Source organism: Actinomadura sp. NPDC048021 (genome assembly GCF_040653135.1).
GTDB lineage: Bacteria > Actinomycetota > Actinomycetes > Streptosporangiales > Streptosporangiaceae > Spirillospora > Spirillospora verrucosospora.
Genome location: NZ_JBEZJQ010000036.1, coordinates 22,858 through 41,266 on the forward strand (window position 1 = coordinate 22,858; position 18,409 = coordinate 41,266).

Genomic DNA, 18,409 nt, shown 5'->3' on the forward strand with positions numbered 1-18,409 from the left:
ACTGGTGGGTACTTCTGGGCCGGTCCAAGTTTGGACCGGTCCGAACCACCGGCCGCCGTCTGTCAAGCAGCCTTGACGGACGGGTTGACGGCATAGTGCAGGGCGACCACCCCGAAGGTGAGGTCGCGCCAGCGCACCTCGCCCCAGCCCGCGTCCTGGATGAGCCGGGCCAGCCCCGCCTGGTCGGGCCAGGCGAGCGTCGACTCGGCGAGGTAGCGGTAGGAGTCGGGGTTGGAGCTGACCCGCGCCAGCAGCGGCAGGCCGTAGCGCAGGTGGGCCTTGTGGCCGAGCGCCAGCAGCGCGTTCGGGGGGTGGCTCACCTCGCAGATCACCAGCCGCCCGCCGGGCTTGGCGACCCGGCGGAGCTCGCGCAGCGCGAGGCCGGTGTCGGCGACGTTGCGGAGCCCGAAGGAGATGGTGACGGCGTCGAAGGAGGCGTCGGCGAAGGGCAGCCGCAGCGCGTCCCCGGCGACGAAGCGCAGGCCCGTGACGCCCGCCTGGCGCCGCACGCCCACGCGCAGCATGCCGAGCGAGAAGTCGCACGCGACCGTGTCGGCCCCGGCCTCGGCGAAGGGCACCGACGACGTCCCCGTGCCGGCCGCGAGGTCGAGGACCCGCTCACCCGGCCGCGCCCCCAGCGCCCGGACGACCTCCCGCCGCCACCGCCGGTCCTGGCCGCCGGTCATGAGCGAGTTCATGAGGTCGTACCGCTCGGCGGTGCCGTCGAACATCGCCGCGACGTCGGCGGGCTGCTTGTCGAGTGAAGCGCGGGTCATGCTCCCAGCCTAGGCCGCGCAAGCCCCTGCGCGCGGGGGCGGGGGTCACTCCGCGCGGGTGCGCGGAGCGTCCTCCTTGGCGACCGACCTGTCGAACCTCTCGCGCTGCGAGCGCACCCCCCGCACGACGACGGCGGACATGCGATCGCGCTGCGCGGACAGCAGCACGTAGCTGACGACGCCGCTGATCAGCAGCGCCAGCATCAGGAGCAGGAACCCGCGGGCCCCGAAGAGCGCGAGCACCCCCGCGGTGACCGCGAAGATCACGGCCCGGGCCAGGGTGTAGAGGATGACGGAACGCATGGCCTTTCGAGGTTATCCCCGGTCCTGACCGCCCTCGCCCCGGGGTCGGCCCAGCACGTCCAGCAGGAGGGCCGGGTCGACGTTCCCCCCGGAGAGGATCGAGACGTAGGCGCGGCCCTCGGGAAGCTCCGCGCGGCGGTAGAGGTAGGCGGCGGTGGCGACGGCGCCCGCCGGCTCGGCGATGAGGCGAGCCTCGCGGGCGAGGCGCCGCATCGCCTGCCGGATCTCGTCCTCGGTGACCGTGACGATCCCGTCGACGTGGGCGCGCATGTGCGCGTACGGCAGGTCGCCGACCCGCTGGACGCGCAGCGCGTCGGCGATGGTGCGGCCCGTCTCCTCCGCGGCCCACTCGACGGGACGCCCCGCCGCCATCGAGTCGCGGGCGTCCGCGGCGAGCTCCGGCTCGACGCCGACGATCTTCGCCTCCGGGCGCAGCGCCTTGACCGCGGCGGACACGCCGGCAATCAGGCCGCCGCCGCTGACCGGGACGAGCACGACGTCCACGTCCGGGCGGTCCTGGACGATCTCCAGCCCGGCGGTGCCCTGGCCGGCGATGATCCGCGCGTCGTCGTAGGGCGGGACCAGGGCGAAGCCGTGCGCGGCGGCGAGCTTGCCGGCGGTCTCGGATCGGGCCTGGGCGGTCGGCTCGACGTGGACGACCTCGGCGCCGAGCGCGATGCACGCGTCGACCTTCACGGCGGGGGTGGTGTGCGGCATGACCAGGACCGCCCGGACGCCGAGCGCGCGGGCCGCGTAGGCGACGGCCTGGGCGTGGTTGCCGCTGGAGTGCGTGACGACGCCGCGCTCGCGCTCCTCGGGGGCGAGGGAGGAGATGGCCGAGTAGGCGCCGCGCAGCTTGAAGGCGCCGATCGGCTGCAGCGACTCGGCCTTCACCAGCAGCGCCGGCGCGCCGGCGGCGGACGGGGCGGGGTCGCGGGAGAACAGGACGAGCGGCGTCCGGACGGCGACGCCCGCGATGCGCTCGGCGGCCCGTTCGATCTCCGGCAGCGTTACGAGGTCGGACATGCCCGGAGACTACTTCTCCGTGCTGGTCGCGGGGGCCTCGACCGCGTGACAGGGCAGGTCAGCGGGGGTCAGGGTGATCACTGTGGCCCATGCCGGAATCACCGTCCGTCATCGCCGCTGTTCGGCGGACTACGGTCGGTGATCTTTTCCGAAAACAAGGGAGAAATCGGTCTTGACCCGCCACACTGTTAAACAGTCCACCCGCGCCGAGAGCGGGACAAAGGGGGAGAGAAAACGTGGAAAGCACGAGCGAGCGCCTGCTGACTCCAGGAGAGGTCGCCGCCCTCTTCCGGGTCGACCCGAAGACGGTCACCCGGTGGGCCGCCGCGGGCCGGATCAGCAGCATCCGCACTCCGGGAGGCCACCGGCGCTTCCGCGAGTCCGAGGTGCACGCGCTGCTGCGCGGCGAGGAGCCCGTCGCCGAGCATTCGGCCCACTGACCTGGGCCCCTCGCCCGGACCCCGGTCCTGAGCCGCCCGGACCGCCCGCCGAAGCAGTCCTTGGCCGAAGGCAGTCCTCGCCGGGCGGCCGGGGCGCTCCCCGCCCCGCCTCTGCTCACTTCTCCGGCACCGCCCTCCAGGGCTTGGACTCGCGCCCGCTCTCCAATGCCCGCCTTTTCGCCCTCACCCCGCGCCGCTCATTGTCGGCGCTCACTCCTCGGCACTCACTCCTCGGTGCCGCCCGCCTTCCATTCCTCGAACCGGCGGAGCAGGTCCGCGTCCTCGTCACGCCAGCGGCGCCGCCGTTCCGCCAGTTCCTCCTCGGTGAGCGACTCGCCCAGCAACCGGTCGTAGTCGGGATCGTCCGGGCCGATCTCGACGTAGGCGTCGGCGATGATCCGTCCCTCGCTCGCCTCGGGCCCGGGCTCGCCGCCGTCGGCGAGAACGCTGTGGGGGACCCGGAGCGTGCCGTCGGGAAGCCGGATCACGTACATCGTCGATCACCTTCGCCGTCTGTCGTCGCGCGGCCTGTCATCTCGGTGTCCTAGATCCCGTACCTGCGGTTGAAGAAGAGCATGACCTCAAGGGCCGTGCGGATGTTGCCGGCGAGCATATCCACCAGGGCGGGACGCTGCCGGGAGGAGATCGCGGCGAACGCGTCGGCGAAGAACTCGCGGCGGCCGAGCGCGTTCGGCTGCTTGTGGAACTCGCTCGCCAGGTACGGCAGGCACTCCTCGTACAGCTGCCGGAAGGCGGGGCTGTCGGAGGTCCACTCGCCGTCGTCGCCGTCGATGTCGTCGAGCGCGTGGCCCACCTCGTGCAGCATCACGTCGGGCGTCGGGGACGGCCGGTCCCCCACCACGATCTTGCGGTCGCCGTACGCGCCGGCGCAGATGTCCCAGGTGGCGCGGCCGGACGGCAGCGGGCGGTCGCGCAGGTGGCCCATGTCGTCGAGCTGCGGGACGCCGCCGGGGCCGACGTAGATGCCGTCGAGGCCGCTCGCCAGCTTCTCCTTGAGCGCCTCCGGCAGCGACGCCAGGCTCTCCACCGCCCCGATGACCGCGTCCGGCGGCGGCCCCTCCCGGACGTCCCACTGGCGGTGCAGGACGGCCTCCAGCACGCCGCAGTCGCGGCGGCCGTCGGCGGCGTGCGGCGTGCCCGGCGGGTGGGGCTCCACGCGCGGCCGGTCGTCCTCCAGCTCGAAGTCGCTCCAGGAGTAGTCGCCCGAACGCGGCCGGCCCTGCCCGCGCCGCCCGAGCCGGCCGGTCATCCCGCGCAGGCCGCCCGCCGTGTCGACGGGATCCGCCTCCGGACGATCGGGCCCGAGCGCGTAGTCGTCGTCGCGGCCCGCCTTGCGGAACCGGCCGAACCGGTCGCGCGGCTGGTTGCTGCGCGGCCGCACCTGCCCCGAGTCGGGCGGGGACGGCGCGTAGGGGACCTCGTCGCCGGCCGCGTCCGCGCGGAACCGTCCGCCGCGGAACGTCTCCCGGGGCTTGCGGTGGACGCCTTTGAAGCGCATCGGGCTCCTCTGTCAGCCGGACCCGCGGGGGTATCGGGCGGCGACCGCCGCCGGACCGGGTCCCTGAGGAAGGGTAAGCCGGAACCCGACTCTCCGTCATCCCGTGGAGTTGCGCGGCCGCGGCGCTCCGCCGGGCGTCAGGCGTAGGAGTGCAGGCCGGAGAACATGTAGTTCACGCCGAAGAAGTTGAACAGCAGCGCGGCGAACGCGACCAGCGACAGGATCGCGGCCTTGCGGCCCTTCCAGCCGGCGGTGGCGCGGGCGTGCAGGTAGGCCGCGTAGATGATCCAGGTGACGAAGGACCAGATCTCCTTGGGGTCCCAGCCCCAGTAGCGGCCCCACGCCTGGTCGGCCCAGATGGCGCCCATGATGATCGCGGCGGTCCAGATCGGGAACGCGAACATCGTGACCCGCATCGAGAGGCGGTCCAGGGCCTCCACCGACGGGATGCGCGACAGCACGCCGCCCGCCGCGGCCCCGCCGCGCGACTCGGCCCGCTCCTTCAGCAGGTACAGGATCGTCGCGGCGCCCGCGACGGTGAACGCGCCGGTCGCGATGATCGCGGCGGTCACGTGGATGGCGATCCAGTAGGAGTTCAGCGCCGGGCTGACCGGCCCCACCGAGTCGTACAGCCAGATGTTGGCGACGCCGAGGGCGACGACCGCGGCGGCCATGACGAACGCGCCGAGGAACCGCGCCTTGTAGCGGAACATCACGACCATGAACGCGGTGACGGCCGCGAACGAGATGGCGGTGAGGAACTCGTACATGTTCCCCCACGGCCAGCGGTTCGCGGCGAGCCCGCGGGTCACGAGGACGCCGAGCTGCGCGCCCCAGCCGAGCACGTTCAGCAGGACGGCGAGCCGGATCCAGTCGACCCGGGAACGCTCGGTTCCCTCGTCCGCGGCCGTGTCCGGGGCGGCGCCCGTTTCCGAGGCGTCGTCCTCGGCACCGGCGGCGCCCACGAGCACCTTCGCCCCGCTCTTCGCCGGGACGGCCGCGACCGCGCGGCGGCGGCCGAAGCCCATGTCGGCGGCGTAGGCGACCAGCGCGATGATGTACATCACCACGGTGGTCAGCATGAGCTTGTCGCTCAGGTTCGCGAGGTCGGCGTTGCTCACCTCGTCACTCCTTCGGTTCGTTCGCCGCACCCGAGGGGCCGTCGGCGGCGGGGGTCTCGCCGGGCTCGGATGCGGGCCCGTCCTGCGGACCGCGCAGGGCGGCCACGATGTCGTCGAACTCCGAGGTCGGGTTCCCCAGCGTGAGACCGCCGACCTCCACCACCGTACGCCCGCCCTCTCCGGCGCTCGCACGGACCCACACCCTGCGCCTGCGGACCATGAACGAGGTCGCCACGCCGAGCACGGCGAGGATGGCGGCGATCAGCGCGGGGATGCGGCCGGGGTCGCGGTTGACCGACAGGCTCGTCCACTCCCTGAGCCCGTCGAAGGTGACCGTGCCGGCGTCGCCGGGCAGCTTGAAGGACTCCCCGGGCTCCAGCAGCTTCTGGCCGCCCTTGATCGGCTGGATCGTCCGGCCGATGCCCTCCAGCTTGTAGACCGACTGCGGGCTGCCGGAGTCCAGGCCGAGGTCGCCCTTGAAGGCGGTGATCGTGACGACCGGGCGCAGCGGCGCCGGGAACGCCGAGACGATCTGCCGGCCGTCCTCGCTCGCCACCGCGGTCGGCCACAGGATGGCGTAGAAGGCGAGCTGGTCGGGCTCGGCGTCGGGGACCTTGACGACGCCCTCGGACGTCAGGTTCCGCGGCTCCATCTCCAGGAACGGCACCGAGTCCTGGAAGGCGACGTTCCCCTTGGCGTCCCGGACGGTGAACACCGGCGCGTACCCGTGGCCGAGCAGGTACACCTTCGCGCCGCCGACCTTGAGCGGATGGTTGATCTGGAGGTCGTAGGGCTTGTTCGGGGCGTCCGGACTCGACCGGTAGCGGATCTTGGCGTTGAACGACGTGGCCTGGCCCCGCTTGGCGCCCTTGGCCTCGTACTCCGCCTTGAAGTCGTCCAGCGTGATCGTGAACGGGGCGAGCTCGCCGCCGCTGAACGCGCGTCCGGGCTGGAACTGGTCGTAGAGACCGAGCGAGTTGGCGAACGTCTTGCCCTCGGTCAGCAGGACGTTGCCGCGGTAGCCGAACAGGTTGCCGAGGCCGAGCGCGAACAGCAGCGCCAGCAGCGCGAGGTGGAAGAGCAGGTTGCCCGTCTCGCCCAGGTAGCCCTTCTCGGCGGCCGCGGCGCCGTCGGACACGTCCACGCGGAAGCGGCGGGAGCGCAGCGCCGTGCGGGCCTCGGCGAGGACGTCCTCCGGGGAGGCGTCGGTCTCGTACGTCGCCGACTGCGGCAGCCTCGCCAGGTTCCGGGGGGCCGCCGGCGGGCGCGCCCGCATCGACCGGTAGTGCTTGACGGCGCGCGGCACGACGCAGCCGGCGAGCGAGACGAACAGCAGGATGTAGATGGCCGCGAACCAGGGGGCCGCGAACACGTCGAACATGGAGAACCTGTCGAGCCACGGCCCGAGGCTCTCGTGCTTCTCCAGGTAGGCGGCGACCTTCTCGGGCGCCTGGCCCCGCTGCGGCAGGATCGAGCCCGGCACCGCGCCGAGCGCCACCAGGAACAGCAGGATCAGCGCGGTCCGCATGGTGGTGAGCTGCCGCCAGCCCCACCGCAGCCAGCCGAACGGGCCGATGCCGGAGGGGCGCGGCACCTCCTGCGGGGCCTGCCGCGCGGCGGGCGCGTCGGTGCCGGCGTCCCCGGCGGCCTGGTCCTCGGCGGGGCCGGCGCCGGCGTGGTCCGTGTTGGTGTCAGTCATCTCAAATCACCGGTTCGAAGCCGCTGATCCACGACCTCAGCTCGATGGTCAGGTCACCCCACAGGCCGCTCACGAGCAGCACCCCGATGAGGACGAGCATCCCCCCGCCGATCCGCATGACCAGGGGGTAGTGGCGCTTCACGGCGCCGAACGCGCCGAGCGCCCTACGGTAGGCGATCGCGGTGGCCACGAACGGCAGGCCGAGGCCCGCGCAGTACGCCAGCGACAGCAGCGCCCCGCGCCCGGCGCTGGCCTCGGTGATCGCCAGGCCCTGCACCGCGCCGAGCGTCGGGCCGATGCACGGCGTCCAGCCCAGCCCGAACAGGACGCCGAGCAGCGGCGCCCCGGCGAGCCCGGCCGCCGGGAGGCGCCCCGACTTCACCGTCCGCTGGAGCCCGGGGACGAAGCCCATGAACGCCAGGCCGAACACGATCGTGATGACGCCGAGGACGCGGGTGATCGTGTCCTGGTACTCCAGCAGCCACCGTCCGAGCCCGCCGAAGACCGCGCCGTAGCTGACGAAGACGACGCTGAACCCGGCGACGAACAGCAGGACCCCGGCGAGGAGCCGCCCCCGCCGCTGCTCGGCGAGGTCGGCGCCGGTCATGCCCGTCACGTACGACAGGTAGCCGGGGACCAGCGGCAGGACGCACGGGGAGGCGAACGAGACGAGCCCGGCGAGGGCCGCCAGCGGCGCCGCCGCCACCAACGACCCGCTCACGACCGTCTCGTCCAGGGAGCTCACTTCTCCGCGAGGACCTTGCCGACCAGGGGGTCCAGCTTGGTGAACGTGGTCGCGCCGATGATGCGCGCGGCGACGCGGCCCTGCCGGTCCAGGACGAGGGTGCTCGGGATCGCGCTCGGCGGGACCTCGCGGAACGCGAGCGTGACGCGGCCGTCGGCGTCGAAGAGGCTCGGGTAGGTGACCTTGAACTTGCGCTCGAACGCCTGCGCGTTGGGCTTGGAGTCCTTGAAGTTGACGCCGAGGAACTCCACGCCCTGCGCCTTCTTCCCGTCGTAGACGTGCTGGAGGGACGGCGCCTCGCCCCGGCAGGGCGCGCACCACGACGCCCAGAAGTTGACGACGACGACCTTGCCCCTGAGGTCGGCCAGCCTGAAGGATCCGCCGTCGAGCCGTTCCCCGGTGACGCTCGCGAGGCTCTTGCGCTGCGCCGCCTGGTACTCGGTCACGTTGCCGTCGCCCGAGATGAAGCGGTTGTCGCCGCCGTCGGGGCCGCCGTCCGCGGCGCCGGTGCCGGCGCAGCCCGCGAGCAGGCCGCAGAGCGCGACGGCGGCGCCCGCGCGGAAGGGAGCGCGCGAGGGCGAGATGCGGCGGGGGTTCACGTGCCCCTCCTCGGTGGTACTACAAGGCGTTCAGTACAAGACGTGGAGTACTACAGGATGTAGTACGAACTTAGCGGTGCGGTCAGGCGCCCGCGACACTGGGGCCCTTCGCGATCCCGGCGGCGGGCTCGGAGTAGGCGACCTCCACGAGCCGGCTGCCCTCGAACGTCAGGCTGGTGAGGCTGGCGAGCGAGCACTCCCGGCGGGCCGGGTGGTGCCAGAGCCGGCGGCGCTCGGCCGACAGCCGCAGGATCCAGATCGGCAGCTGGTGGCTGACGCAGACGGCCTCGTGGCCGCGCGCCGCCTCCCGGGCCCGGATGACGGCGGCGCGCATCCGGGCGGCGAGCAGCTTGTACGGCTCGCCCCAGGACGGGCGGAACGGGTTGACGAGGTGGCGCCAGTGCTCGGGGCGGCGCAGCGAGCCGGTCCCCACCCCGAACGTGAGCCCCTCGAAGTGGTTGCCGGCCTCGATCAGGCGGTCGTCCACCGTGACGGGCAGGCCGAGCGCGTCGGCGAGCGGCGCGGCCGTCTCCAGCGCACGCTGCATCGGCGAGGAGAACAGCGCGGTCACGTCCCTGTCGGCGAACCACCGGGAGGCGGCCTTCGCCATGAGGACGCCGTCCTCGCTGAGGCGGTAACCGGGCAGCCGCCCGTAGAGGACGCCCTCGGGGTTGTGCACCTCGCCGTGCCGCAGGAGGTGAACGATCGTCGTGTCAGTCATGGCGTCGTCAGATTACCCGCGCTGACGCCTCCTCCCCGCAACCGGCCGGCACGGCGGCGCGCAGGGCGGTCACGGCGGCGCGGATCGCGGGCCGGCGGGCCGCCTCCTCGCGCCAGACGGCGTAGACGCGGCGCGACAGGGGGGCCGAGAGCGGGACGATCGCGACGCCCGGCGGGACGTCGCAGCGGCCGAGGCGGGGCAGGATGACGTTGCCGAGCCCGGCGGCGACCAGGGACAGCTGGGTGGCGAACTCGTAGGCCTGGTGGTCGATCCGGGGTTCGCTGTCCACGGCGCGCAGCGTGCGCAGGAGCCAGTCGCAGCAGATGCTGTCGGGCGAGGAGCTGATCCACGGGTCCCCGGCGAGCTCCTTGAGGTCGATCGTGTCGCGCCCGGCCAGCTCGTGGCCCGCGGGCAGCGCCACGTCCGCGACGTCGTCGCAGATGACGCCCTTGCACAGGCCCTCGGGGATCGGGAGCGGCTCGTTGTTCCAGTCCTGGACGACGGCCATGTCGAAGTCGCCGCGCAGGACGAGCGGCATGCTGCGCATGGGGTCCTCCTCGCGCAGCAGGACGCGCAGATCGGGGTGGTCGGCGCGCAGGGCGCGCAGCGCGACGGGCATCAGCCCGCGGATCGCGGTCGGGAACGAGGCGACGGTGAGCTGGCCGACGACGGAGCCGCGGTGCGCCTCCAGGTCGGCCTGCGCCTGCTCGACGAGCGACAGGATCCGTTCGGCGTGCGCGACGAGCAGCTCGGCGGCGTCGGTGAGGCGGACGCCGCGGCCGTTGCGCTCCAGCAGCTTCTGCCCAGTCTCGCGCTCCAGCTTCGCGAGCTGCTGGGACACGGCGGACGTGGTGACGTGCAGGACGTCCGCGGCGGCGCTGACCGACCCGTACGTCGCGACCGAGTGCAGGGCGCGCAGCCGTTCCAGATCAAGCATGAAGCAATACTAAAACGAGGTGTCAAGAAGTTCTCGCTTGTCCTAAATCAAGTGTTTCCTCACGATCGAGGGATGAGATCGCGCCACGTCCTGCTGGCCACGCTGATCGCCGCGCTGTGGGGCTTCAACTTCGTGCCCATCAAGGTGGCCCTGGACGACTTCCCGCCCCTGCTGATGGCCGCCCTGCGGTTCACGGCCGCGGCGGTGCCCGCGGTCTTCCTCGTCCGCCGCCCGCCGGTCGCCGCGCGCTGGTTCGTCCTGGTCGGCGTCCCGCTCGGCGTGGGGCAGTTCGGCCTTCTGTTCATCGGCATGAGCATGGGCATGCCGGCCGGCCTGGCGTCGGTCGTGCTCCAGGTGCAGGCCGTCTTCACCGCCCTGTTCGCGGGCCTGCTGCTGGGCGAGCGCGTCGGGGGCCGCCAGGTCGCGGGGATGGTCGTGGCGTTCGCCGGGATCACCGTGCTCGGCGTCGCGCAGGGCGAGGGCGGGAGCCCGCTGGGGGCGTTCCTGGTCTGCCTCGGCGGCGCGGCCGGCTGGGGGCTGGCGAACGTCGCCATGCGGCGGATGAACCAGTCCACCGAGAAGCCGGTCGACCCGTTCGCGTTCATGGTGTGGATGTCGCTGGTGCCGCCGCTCCCCCTGCTCGCCCTGTCGCTGGTCTTCGAAGGGCCCGGGGCCGTGCCGGAGGCGGCGCGCGACCTCTCGGTCGCCGGGGTGGGCTCGCTGGCGTTCATCGCCTACGTCGCGACGCTGTTCTGCTTCGGCGGATGGGCCTGGCTGATCCGCCGGTACGAGGCCGGCACGGTCGCCATGTACTCGCTGCTCGTCCCGCCGTTCGGGCTCGTCTCGGCGGCCCTGCTGCTGGGCGAGCACGTGGACGCGGTCCGGCTCGCCGGCGCCGCTCTGATCATCGCGGGGGTCGCCGCCGGCAGCGTCCGGCCGCGGTCCCGCGCCCGCAGCCTGCCGGCGCCGTCCGCACCACCCGCCCCGCCCGCACCGCCCGCACCGCCCGCGCCGTCCGCACCGCCCGCGCCCAACGCGCCGGCCGCCTGAACGAGGTGAGATCCATGCACGGAATCCACGCGCCGCTCGTCACGCCGTTCACCGGCTCCGGCGAGGTGGACGCCAAGTCCCTCGAACGCCTCGCCCGCCACTGCCTGGAGAACGGCGCGGACGGCCTCGTCGCGCTCGGCACCACCGGCGAGGCCGCGCTGCTGACCGCCGCCGAGCAGCGGACGGTGCTGGAGGTGTGCCGGGGCGTCTCGATCGAGCACGGGACGCCGCTGACGGTGGGCGCCGGGACCATGGGCACCGAGGACTCGATCCGCCAGGCCCGCGAGCGCGCCCCGCTCGCCGACGCGCTGCTCGTCGTCGTCCCGTACTACCTGCGGCCGTCGGAGGAGGGCGTCATCGACCACTTCGCCGCCGTCGGCGCGGCCGTGGACGTCCCGCTGATCCCGTACAACGTGCCGTACCGGACGGCGAGGCCCCTGTCGGCCGACGCCCTCCTGGAGATCCTCGCGCTCGACTGCGTCGCCGGCATGAAGCACTGCGCGGGCGCGATCGACCAGGACACCCTCGCCGTGCTGGCGGCCAATCCCGGCAAGGCGATCCTGTCCGGAGACGACGCCTTCATCTACCCCATGCTCCAGCTCGGCGCGGCGGGCGGCGTCGCCGCGTGCGCGTGCCTCGCCCCGTCCGCCTACGCCGCGATGGCGCGGGCCGTACGGGAGGGGAACGGGGCGCGGGGGCTGACCTTCCACAACGCCCTGCTGCCGATGGCGGAGGCGCTGTTCGGCGAGCCGTCCCCGGCCGTCCTCAAGGCGTGCCTGGCCGACGAGGGGCTGATCGACGACCCGGCGGTGCGCGCACCCCTGCACGCACCGCGCCCCGAATCGGTCGTCAACGCCTTGAAGGCTTTCCGCCGTCTGCCGCTCTAGGACCCCGTCCTCAGGACGCCGCAGCTCGGGCGGCGGCGCGGGCGGCGTGCGGGAGGGCCTCCAGGACGCGTCCCAGAGCCTCGTCGTCGTGCGCGGCCGACAGGAACCACACCTCGTACGCCGAAGGCGGCAGGTACACCCCGCGCTCCAGGGCGGCGTGGAAGAAGGCCGCGTACGCCTTGGGATCCTGCCGCTGCGCGGCGGCGAAGTCGCCCACCGCGCCCTCGGTGAAGAAGATCGAGAAGAGGTTGCCCGCGTTCTGCAGCGAGTGCGGGACGCCCTCGCGCTCCAGCGCCTCGGACGCGGCCTTCGAGACGATCTCCGCCGAGCGGTCGATCGCGGCGTACACCTCGTCGGTGGCGCCGCGCAGCGTGGCGAGCCCGGCGGCCGTGGCGAGCGGGTTCCCCGACAGGGTCCCGGCCTGGTAGACGGGCCCGGCGGGGGCGAGATGGTCCATGACGTCGGCGCGGCCGCCGAACGCCGCGGCGGGCAGCCCGCCGCCCATCACCTTGCCGAACGTCACCAGGTCGCCGGCCACGCCCTCGATCCCGAACCAGCCGGACCGCGACGCCCGGAACCCGGTGAGCACCTCGTCGATCACCAGGAGCGCGCCGTGGCGCTCGCACAGCCGCTTGAGCAGCGCGTTGAACCCGGCCAGCGGCGGGACGACGCCCATGTTGCACGGCACCGCCTCGGTGATCACGCAGGCGATGTCGGTGCCGTGGTCGTGGAAGGCCGTCTCCACGGCGGTCACGTCGTTGTAGGGGAGGATCAGCGTGTCGGCCGTGGTCGCGCCGGTCACGCCCGGCGTGTCGGGGAGCCCGAAGGTGGCGACGCCGGACCCCGCCGCGGCGAGCAGCGAGTCCACGTGCCCGTGGTAGCAGCCCGCGAACTTCACGATCTTGGTGCGGCCGGTGAACCCGCGGGCCAGCCGGATCGCCGACATCGTCGCCTCGGTCCCGGAGTTGACCAGCCGGACCTTCGCCGCCGGCGTGCGGGACACGATCTCCTCGGCGAGTTCCACCTCGCCCTCGGTGGGCGCGCCGTAGGACGTTCCGCGCCCGGCCGCGTCCCGAACGGCCTCGACGACGGCCGGATGCGCGTGCCCGAGGATCATCGGTCCCCACGAACACACCAGATCGACATAGGTATTGCCGTCAGCGTCGGTAAGGTACGGACCACGCCCGGACGCCATGAAACGGGGCGTTCCGCCAACGGCACCAAAGGCCCGCACCGGGGAGTTGACGCCACCTGGGACAACGGCGGCGGAACGGTCGAACAACTGCCGGGAGCGATCGAAGTCAGTCACGGTTGCAGTCTCTCAGTTGCAGTTCGGCGACTTGCCTTGACCCGGTGGCGTACGGGCCGATATTCCACCAAGTACGACATCGGAGGGATGGCTTTCACCGTGGTCAACGGCTGGACGGTCCCGGGTTTCACCCACGAACGCGAACTGGGCGGCGGAGCCTCGGGCCGGGTGGTGCTGGCGGTCGACGACATGACCGGCACGCGAGTCGCGATCAGATACCTCGACCCGGCGCTCGGCGCCGACGAGGCGTTTCTCGCGCGCTACCGCGTGGCGGCCCGGGGCCTGTCCCAGCTCGAAGACCCCAACGTGGTCGACCTCTACGACTTCGTGGAGACCGCCGACGGCGCCGCGATCGTGACGCAGCACGTCGAGGGCGTGAGCCTGCGGCGGATGCTCGCCGCGCAGGGCCCGTGCGGCCCCCTCGCCGCCCTGTCGATGCTGGGCGGCACGCTCCTCGGCCTCGCGGCCGCGCACGACCATGATCTCGTCCACGGTTCGATGCGCCCGGCGAACATCATGGTCGACGCCGAGGGCAACGCCCGCCTCACCGACTTCGCGACGGCGGCCGCGGGCACCGAGGCGCAGCACGGCCCGCAGTACGCGGCGCCCGAACTGTGGGACGGCGCGCCCGCGACCGTCGCCACCGACCTGTACGCCGCCACCGCGATCTTCTACGAGTGCCTCACCGGGCGGCCCCCGTACGCGGGCCGCAACATGGCGCGGCAGCACCGCGAGGCGCCGATCCCCGCCGAGGAGGTCCCCGGGCCGCTGCGCGACCTGATCCACCAGGGCCTGGCCAAGGAGCCGGAGAAGCGGCCGAAGTCCGCCGCCGACTTCCTCGGCGCGCTGGAGGACGCCGCCGTCTCCGCCTACGGGCCGTCCTGGGAGGCGCAGGGCCGCGGCCGCCTCACCGAGCTCGCCGCACGGGCCGCGCAGCAGCCCGAGCCGCCCAAGCCGAAGCCGTCCCGCGGCAGCGGCCGCACCCCGGTCACCGCCGGCCCGAAGAGCGGGGGCCGGTCGCGGACGCGCTGGATGGTCGCCGCCGTCGCCGTCGTGCTCGTCGCCGCGGGGGCGGGCGCCGCGGTCCTGCTCAAGGGCGGCACCTCGCTCGGCGGCGAGAAGCAGCCGCCCCAGCCGACGCCCGCGCAGAGCAGCAGCCCGCAGCCGACGCTGCCGGTCGGCGGCGTCGACCCCGGGCCGCTCATCGCCCGCATCGACCAGGCCGTCGCCCAGACGCCCGGCGCCGCGTTCAGCTACCGACAGACCGGCTGCTGCGGCTTCCCGGTCACCGGCCAGGGCACGATCGGGCTGGTCCAGGGCGGCGCCCCGTCCTACACCCTGACGCTGGCGGGGACGGGCTCGGCCCGCAAGCCGGTCAGGGCCGTCATCGTCCAGGACCGGCTGTACGTCCGCGCCGGGAAGAAGTGGCGGCAGTCGCCGCTCGGAGGCCACGGCTACCCGGCCGCCGGCGACCGGGTGCGCCAGGGCGGGTCCGTCGCGAACCTGACCGCGCTGCTGCGGGCGGCGACGAAGCTCAGCAAGTCTGGAGCGGTCTACGAGGGCGAGGCGCCCGCCGCGAAGCTGGCGCAGGCGCCCGGCGTCGGCCCCCTGTACGCGCAGATGTCGCAGGCGACCGGCGCGCAGCAGATCGCGTTCGCCGTCAGGCTCGACGCCGGCTTCCGCCCCGTGAAGTTCTGGGTGCGCGCCGGACCCGAGGACGGCCGCAACCAGATGCAGCGCGGCTCCTACAGCGGCTGGGGCCGCAAGGCCCCCATCAAGGCGCCCCGCTGACGACCGCCGCGTGCGGCCGCCTCGCCCGGCGAGGCGGCCGCATGCGCGGCTAGGCGTCCTCGCAGGCGTCCGAGAGGACCTCCAGGAGGCGCAGCGGGTCGGGCAACGGGCCGCGGGACGGCGGGCGCAGCCACGCCGCCTCGCGCCCGTACGGCAGGACGGACGGCGGCGCGACGACGTAGCTGTCGCGGCAGTGCCACCGCATCCCCGGCGTCTCGGCGACGTCCTCCGGGGAGCAGTCCAGCTGGCAGGACCACCACTCGTCCTCGTCGACGGGCGCGCCGCGCGTGGCGACGAAGAACAGGTGCCGGTCGTCCCCGAAAGACGCGACCGGACCGACGGGGAGGTCGTCCCGTGCGATCCGGTCGAGGGCGATGGTCCCGGCCGCGGCCGGTACGTCGAACACGTCGAACACCCGGCCCGTCGGCAGGATGATGTTGGCCTGCGGCCGCTCCGCCCACCAGCGTTTGATCACGGCCGCGTCGACGCTCGCCTGGTGCGCCCAGGCGGCCGACACCGGATGGGCGCCCGGGTCGGGACAGCCGAGGCGGTCGCACGAACACGCCCGGTCACCGCCCACCGGGGGGTGGGCGCCGGGATAGCAGGGCCACCCCAGTTCGGCGTACTCCCGCGCCGCCGCGGCCATCCGGTCGCGTGCCGCGCGCTGCCGTCTGCTCCCCGAGACCGCCAGCATCTCCGCCCCCCAATACCCAAGGTCGCACGTGGGTTCTTGGTTAACGATGATGCCCGCCGGAGCGAACCCCGGACACGGCAACCCCGAGAAAACGACCCTAAGTGACTAGAGGGCCAGCCGGCGGGCCACCTCGGTGGCCCAGTAGGTGAGGACGATGTCGGCGCCGGCGCGGCGGATCGACGTCAGCGACTCCATGATCGTCCGCTCCCGGTCGATCCAGCCCTTCTCGGCCGCGGCCTCGATCATCGCGTACTCGCCGCTCACCTGGTAGGCGACCACGGGGACGTCGACGGCGTCGCGGACGCGGCGGACGATGTCGAGGTAGGGCCCCGCGGGCTTGACCATGACCATGTCGGCGCCCTCGTCGAGGTCGAGGAAGACCTCGCGGAGCGACTCGTCGGCGTTGGCCGGGTCCTGCTGGTGCGTGGACCGGTCGCCGAACTGCGGGGCGCACTCGGCGGCGTCGCGGAACGGGCCGTAGTAGGCGGAGGCGTACTTCACCGAGTAGCCCATGATGGCGATGTCGGTGTGGCCGGCGCCGTCCAGGGCCTCGCGGATCGCGCCGACCTGGCCGTCCATCATCCCGGACGGGCCGACGACCGCCGCGCCCGCCTCGGCCTGGGCCAGGGCGATGGAGGCGTACCGCTCCAGCGTGGCGTCGTTGTCGATCTCGCCGGACTCGGTGAGGATGCCGCAGTGCCCGTGGTCGGTGTACTCGTCCAGGCACAGGTCGGTCATGACCACGGTCGCGTCGCCGAGGTCGGACCTCAGATCGCGCAGCGCCCGCTGGACGATGCCGTCCGGGTCGTCGGCGGCGGACCCCGTGCCGTCCTTCACGGCCGGGACGCCGAACAGGATGAGGCCGCCGACGCCGGCCTCGGCCGCCTCGTGGGCGGCCTTGCGCAGGCTGTCGCGGGTGTGCTGGAACACGCCCGGCATGGACGCGACCGGCTGCGCCTCGGAGATGCCCTCCTTGACGAACACGGGCAGCACCAGATCGGCCGGGCCGAGCCGGGTCTCGGCGACGAGCCGGCGCATCGCGGGCGTGCGCCGCAACCGCCGCGGGCGTGCGACGGGGAACTGTGCAGACATGATCCCTCTGTGTCTCCGCTTCGGGGTCTACTTACGGCGCCGGGCGCCCCGGCGCATCTGGCTGGGCTTGCGGAGCGGGTCGCCCGCCTCGATCTGGGCCGCCCTCCGCCCGGCACCGTACTCCGCGAGAGCCTCCGCGAGAGCCGACACCGACGGAGTCTCGGCCATGACGTCGACGCGCAGCCCGTACTCCTCCGCCGTCTTGGCCGTCTGGGGCCCGATCACGGCGATCACGGTCACGTTGTGGGGCTTGCCCGCGATCCCGATCAGGTTCTTCACCGTGGAGGACGAGGTGAACAGCACGGCGTCGAACCCGCCGCCCTTGATCGCCTCACGGATCGGCGCGGGCGGCGGCGCGGCGCGGACCGTCCGGTAGGCGGTCACGTCCTCGCACTCCCAGCCGAGCTCGGTGAGCCGGGCGATGAGCACGTCGGTGGCGATGTCGGCGCGCGGCAGCAGGACCCGGTTGATGGGGTCGAGGTCCTCGTCGTAGGGCGGCCACTCCCGGGCCAGGCCCTCGCCGGACTGCTCCCCGGAGGGGACCAGGTCCGGGTGGACGCCGAACTCCACCAGCGCGGCGGCGGTCTGCTCGCCGACGGCGGCGACCTTCAGCCCGGCGAACGCGCGGGCGTCCAGGCCGTAGTCGGTGAACTTCTCCCGGATGGCCTTGACCGCGTTCGTGGAGGTGAACACCACCCACTCGTACCGGCCGGTGACCAGGCCCTTCACCGCCCGCTCCATCTGCTGGGGCGTGCGCGGCGGCTCGACGGAGATCGTCGGGACCTCGTCCGGGACGGCCCCGTACCCGCGGAGCTGGTCCGACAGGGAGGCGGCCTGCTCCTTGGTGCGCGGCACGAGGACCCGCCAGCCGAACAGCGGCTTCGTCTCGAACCAGGACAGCTTGTCGCGCCAGTTCACCACGTCCCCGACGATGATCAGGGCGGGCGCCTCCATGCCCTTGGTGTCGGACGCCAGCCTGCCCAGCGTGGAGACGACGGTCTCCTGCTCGGTGGTGGTGCCGAGGCTCGTCATCGCGGCCGGGGTGGAGTCGGGCCGTCCCGCCGCGACCAGGCCCTTGGACAGCTCGGCGACCGCGCCCTCGGCGCCGAGGACGACCAGGGTGGTGTCCGGGGCGGCGAACCGCTCCCAGTCGACGCCGCCCTCGGAGGCGTCGACGACGCGGATCTCGCGGTTCGCGGCGTCGGTCAGCGGGATGCCCGCGTACCCGGGCACGGCGGTCACGGAGGACACGCCGGGCACCACCTCGAACGGCACGCCCGCCTTGGCCAGCGCGCCGCCCTCGGCGGCGTAGTTGCAGGCCACTCCGGGGTCGCCGCGGAACAGCCGGACGACCCGGCGCCCCGCCTTCGCGGCCCGCGCGGCGAGCTTCACGGGGTCGCCGTCCGCCGTGTCGAGGATCTCGGCGTCCGGGCGGCAGTGGGTCAGGATCTCGGCCGGGCAGTGCGCGCGGCTCACGACGACGGTGTCGGCGCGCTCCAGCTCGGCGGCGGCCCGCAGGGTCAGCAGACCGGGGTCGCCCGGCCCCATCCCGACGATCGCGACCGTCCCCGGGCCGGCCGTCCGGCGCGGCGCGGCCGGAGCCGCGCCCCTGGAGGGGCTGCCGGTCTTCGCGGCCCTCACGGGCCGGACGGTGCCGTCGGCGGTCGTCTGGTCGGTGGCGGTGGTCTCGTCGGCGGTCG

Annotated in this window: 19 protein-coding genes; 4 read left to right on the plus strand and 15 right to left on the minus strand. The window is 73.5% G+C overall.

Features of this window, described 5'->3' with window-relative positions:
- Nucleotides 1–62: 62 nt before the first annotated feature.
- Genes AB0C87_RS38665 through AB0C87_RS38675 form a run of 3 tightly spaced genes read right to left on the minus strand, consistent with a single transcriptional unit; the run spans nucleotide 63 to nucleotide 2,105 of the window.
- The gene (locus AB0C87_RS38665) at nucleotides 63–776 is read right to left on the minus strand and encodes a demethylmenaquinone methyltransferase (protein WP_345178209.1); all 714 of its coding nucleotides are present in this window, start codon (nucleotides 774–776) and stop codon (nucleotides 63–65) included.
- 45 nt (nucleotides 777–821) lie between these two features.
- A complete protein-coding gene (locus AB0C87_RS38670; protein WP_345178206.1) occupies nucleotides 822–1,079 on the minus strand; it encodes a DUF4229 domain-containing protein in 258 nt (85 codons plus the stop codon).
- Nucleotides 1,080–1,091: 12 nt separating this feature from the next.
- Nucleotides 1,092–2,105 carry a threonine/serine dehydratase gene (locus AB0C87_RS38675; RefSeq protein ID WP_360581679.1) on the minus strand — a complete coding sequence of 338 codons (1,014 nt, stop codon included), beginning with the start codon at nucleotides 2,103–2,105 and terminating at the stop codon, nucleotides 1,092–1,094.
- Nucleotides 2,106–2,341: 236 nt separating this feature from the next.
- Here AB0C87_RS38675 and AB0C87_RS38680 point away from each other — a divergent pair, with 236 nt between their 5' ends.
- Nucleotides 2,342–2,545 (plus strand): BldC family transcriptional regulator, encoded by a 204-nt coding sequence (locus tag AB0C87_RS38680; RefSeq protein WP_141580358.1) that lies wholly within the window; start codon nucleotides 2,342–2,344, stop codon nucleotides 2,543–2,545.
- Between the two features lie 224 nt (nucleotides 2,546–2,769).
- Here the strand turns inward: AB0C87_RS38680 and AB0C87_RS38685 are convergent, their stop codons facing one another.
- The 8 genes from AB0C87_RS38685 to AB0C87_RS38720 form a co-directional block, all read right to left on the minus strand.
- Nucleotides 2,770–3,039, minus strand: coding sequence for a hypothetical protein (locus AB0C87_RS38685; protein WP_345178198.1), 270 nt, complete (start codon nucleotides 3,037–3,039; stop codon nucleotides 2,770–2,772).
- Between the two features lie 50 nt (nucleotides 3,040–3,089).
- Entirely contained in the window at nucleotides 3,090–4,064 is a 975-nt protein-coding gene (locus AB0C87_RS38690) for a hypothetical protein (protein ID WP_345178195.1), read from the minus strand.
- A gap of 137 nt (nucleotides 4,065–4,201) precedes the next feature.
- Nucleotides 4,202–5,185 carry a c-type cytochrome biogenesis protein CcsB gene (gene ccsB / locus AB0C87_RS38695; RefSeq protein WP_360581680.1) on the minus strand — a complete coding sequence of 328 codons (984 nt, stop codon included), beginning with the start codon at nucleotides 5,183–5,185 and terminating at the stop codon, nucleotides 4,202–4,204.
- Nucleotides 5,186–5,189: 4 nt separating this feature from the next.
- Nucleotides 5,190–6,884, minus strand: a complete 1,695-nt coding sequence (locus AB0C87_RS38700; protein ID WP_360347727.1) for a cytochrome c biogenesis protein ResB — start codon at nucleotides 6,882–6,884, stop codon at nucleotides 5,190–5,192.
- A 1-nt stretch (nucleotide 6,885) separates the two neighbouring features.
- A complete protein-coding gene (locus AB0C87_RS38705; RefSeq protein WP_345178189.1) occupies nucleotides 6,886–7,629 on the minus strand; it encodes a cytochrome c biogenesis protein CcdA in 744 nt (247 codons plus the stop codon).
- Nucleotides 7,626–8,228 carry a TlpA disulfide reductase family protein gene (locus AB0C87_RS38710; protein ID WP_345178187.1) on the minus strand — a complete coding sequence of 201 codons (603 nt, stop codon included), beginning with the start codon at nucleotides 8,226–8,228 and terminating at the stop codon, nucleotides 7,626–7,628. Before AB0C87_RS38710 ends, AB0C87_RS38705 begins: the two co-directional genes overlap by 4 nt.
- A gap of 82 nt (nucleotides 8,229–8,310) precedes the next feature.
- Entirely contained in the window at nucleotides 8,311–8,949 is a 639-nt protein-coding gene (locus tag AB0C87_RS38715; RefSeq protein ID WP_345178185.1) for a histidine phosphatase family protein, read from the minus strand.
- Nucleotides 8,950–8,956: 7 nt separating this feature from the next.
- Nucleotides 8,957–9,886 (minus strand): LysR substrate-binding domain-containing protein, encoded by a 930-nt coding sequence (locus AB0C87_RS38720; protein WP_345178184.1) that lies wholly within the window; start codon nucleotides 9,884–9,886, stop codon nucleotides 8,957–8,959.
- Between the two features lie 72 nt (nucleotides 9,887–9,958).
- Here AB0C87_RS38720 and AB0C87_RS38725 point away from each other — a divergent pair, with 72 nt between their 5' ends.
- Both AB0C87_RS38725 and AB0C87_RS38730 read left to right on the plus strand, forming a co-directional pair.
- Complete coding sequence (locus tag AB0C87_RS38725; RefSeq protein ID WP_360581681.1) at nucleotides 9,959–10,936, plus strand: EamA family transporter; 978 nt, start codon at nucleotides 9,959–9,961, stop codon at nucleotides 10,934–10,936.
- A 14-nt stretch (nucleotides 10,937–10,950) separates the two neighbouring features.
- On the plus strand, nucleotides 10,951–11,823 hold the full coding sequence (locus AB0C87_RS38730) for a dihydrodipicolinate synthase family protein (protein WP_360581682.1): 873 nt from the start codon (nucleotides 10,951–10,953) through the stop codon (nucleotides 11,821–11,823).
- 10 nt (nucleotides 11,824–11,833) lie between these two features.
- Here the strand turns inward: AB0C87_RS38730 and hemL are convergent, their stop codons facing one another.
- Nucleotides 11,834–13,132, minus strand: coding sequence for a glutamate-1-semialdehyde 2,1-aminomutase (hemL, locus tag AB0C87_RS38735; protein ID WP_345185807.1), 1,299 nt, complete (start codon nucleotides 13,130–13,132; stop codon nucleotides 11,834–11,836).
- An 87-nt stretch (nucleotides 13,133–13,219) separates the two neighbouring features.
- Between hemL and AB0C87_RS38740 the strand changes: the two genes are divergently transcribed.
- Nucleotides 13,220–14,923 carry a serine/threonine-protein kinase gene (locus AB0C87_RS38740; protein WP_345185804.1) on the plus strand — a complete coding sequence of 568 codons (1,704 nt, stop codon included), beginning with the start codon at nucleotides 13,220–13,222 and terminating at the stop codon, nucleotides 14,921–14,923.
- Nucleotides 14,924–14,972: 49 nt separating this feature from the next.
- On the opposite strand, the gene AB0C87_RS38745 is transcribed toward AB0C87_RS38740, so the two are convergent.
- The 3 genes from AB0C87_RS38745 to AB0C87_RS38755 all read right to left on the minus strand — a co-directional run bounded on the left by AB0C87_RS38745 (nucleotide 14,973) and on the right by AB0C87_RS38755 (nucleotide 18,266).
- Nucleotides 14,973–15,617 (minus strand): bifunctional DNA primase/polymerase, encoded by a 645-nt coding sequence (locus tag AB0C87_RS38745; protein WP_345185802.1) that lies wholly within the window; start codon nucleotides 15,615–15,617, stop codon nucleotides 14,973–14,975.
- A 105-nt stretch (nucleotides 15,618–15,722) separates the two neighbouring features.
- Nucleotides 15,723–16,709 (minus strand): porphobilinogen synthase, encoded by a 987-nt coding sequence (gene hemB / locus AB0C87_RS38750; RefSeq protein ID WP_353834315.1) that lies wholly within the window; start codon nucleotides 16,707–16,709, stop codon nucleotides 15,723–15,725.
- Between the two features lie 27 nt (nucleotides 16,710–16,736).
- Complete coding sequence (locus tag AB0C87_RS38755; protein ID WP_345185819.1) at nucleotides 16,737–18,266, minus strand: bifunctional uroporphyrinogen-III C-methyltransferase/uroporphyrinogen-III synthase; 1,530 nt, start codon at nucleotides 18,264–18,266, stop codon at nucleotides 16,737–16,739.
- Nucleotides 18,267–18,409: the final 143 nt, after the last annotated feature.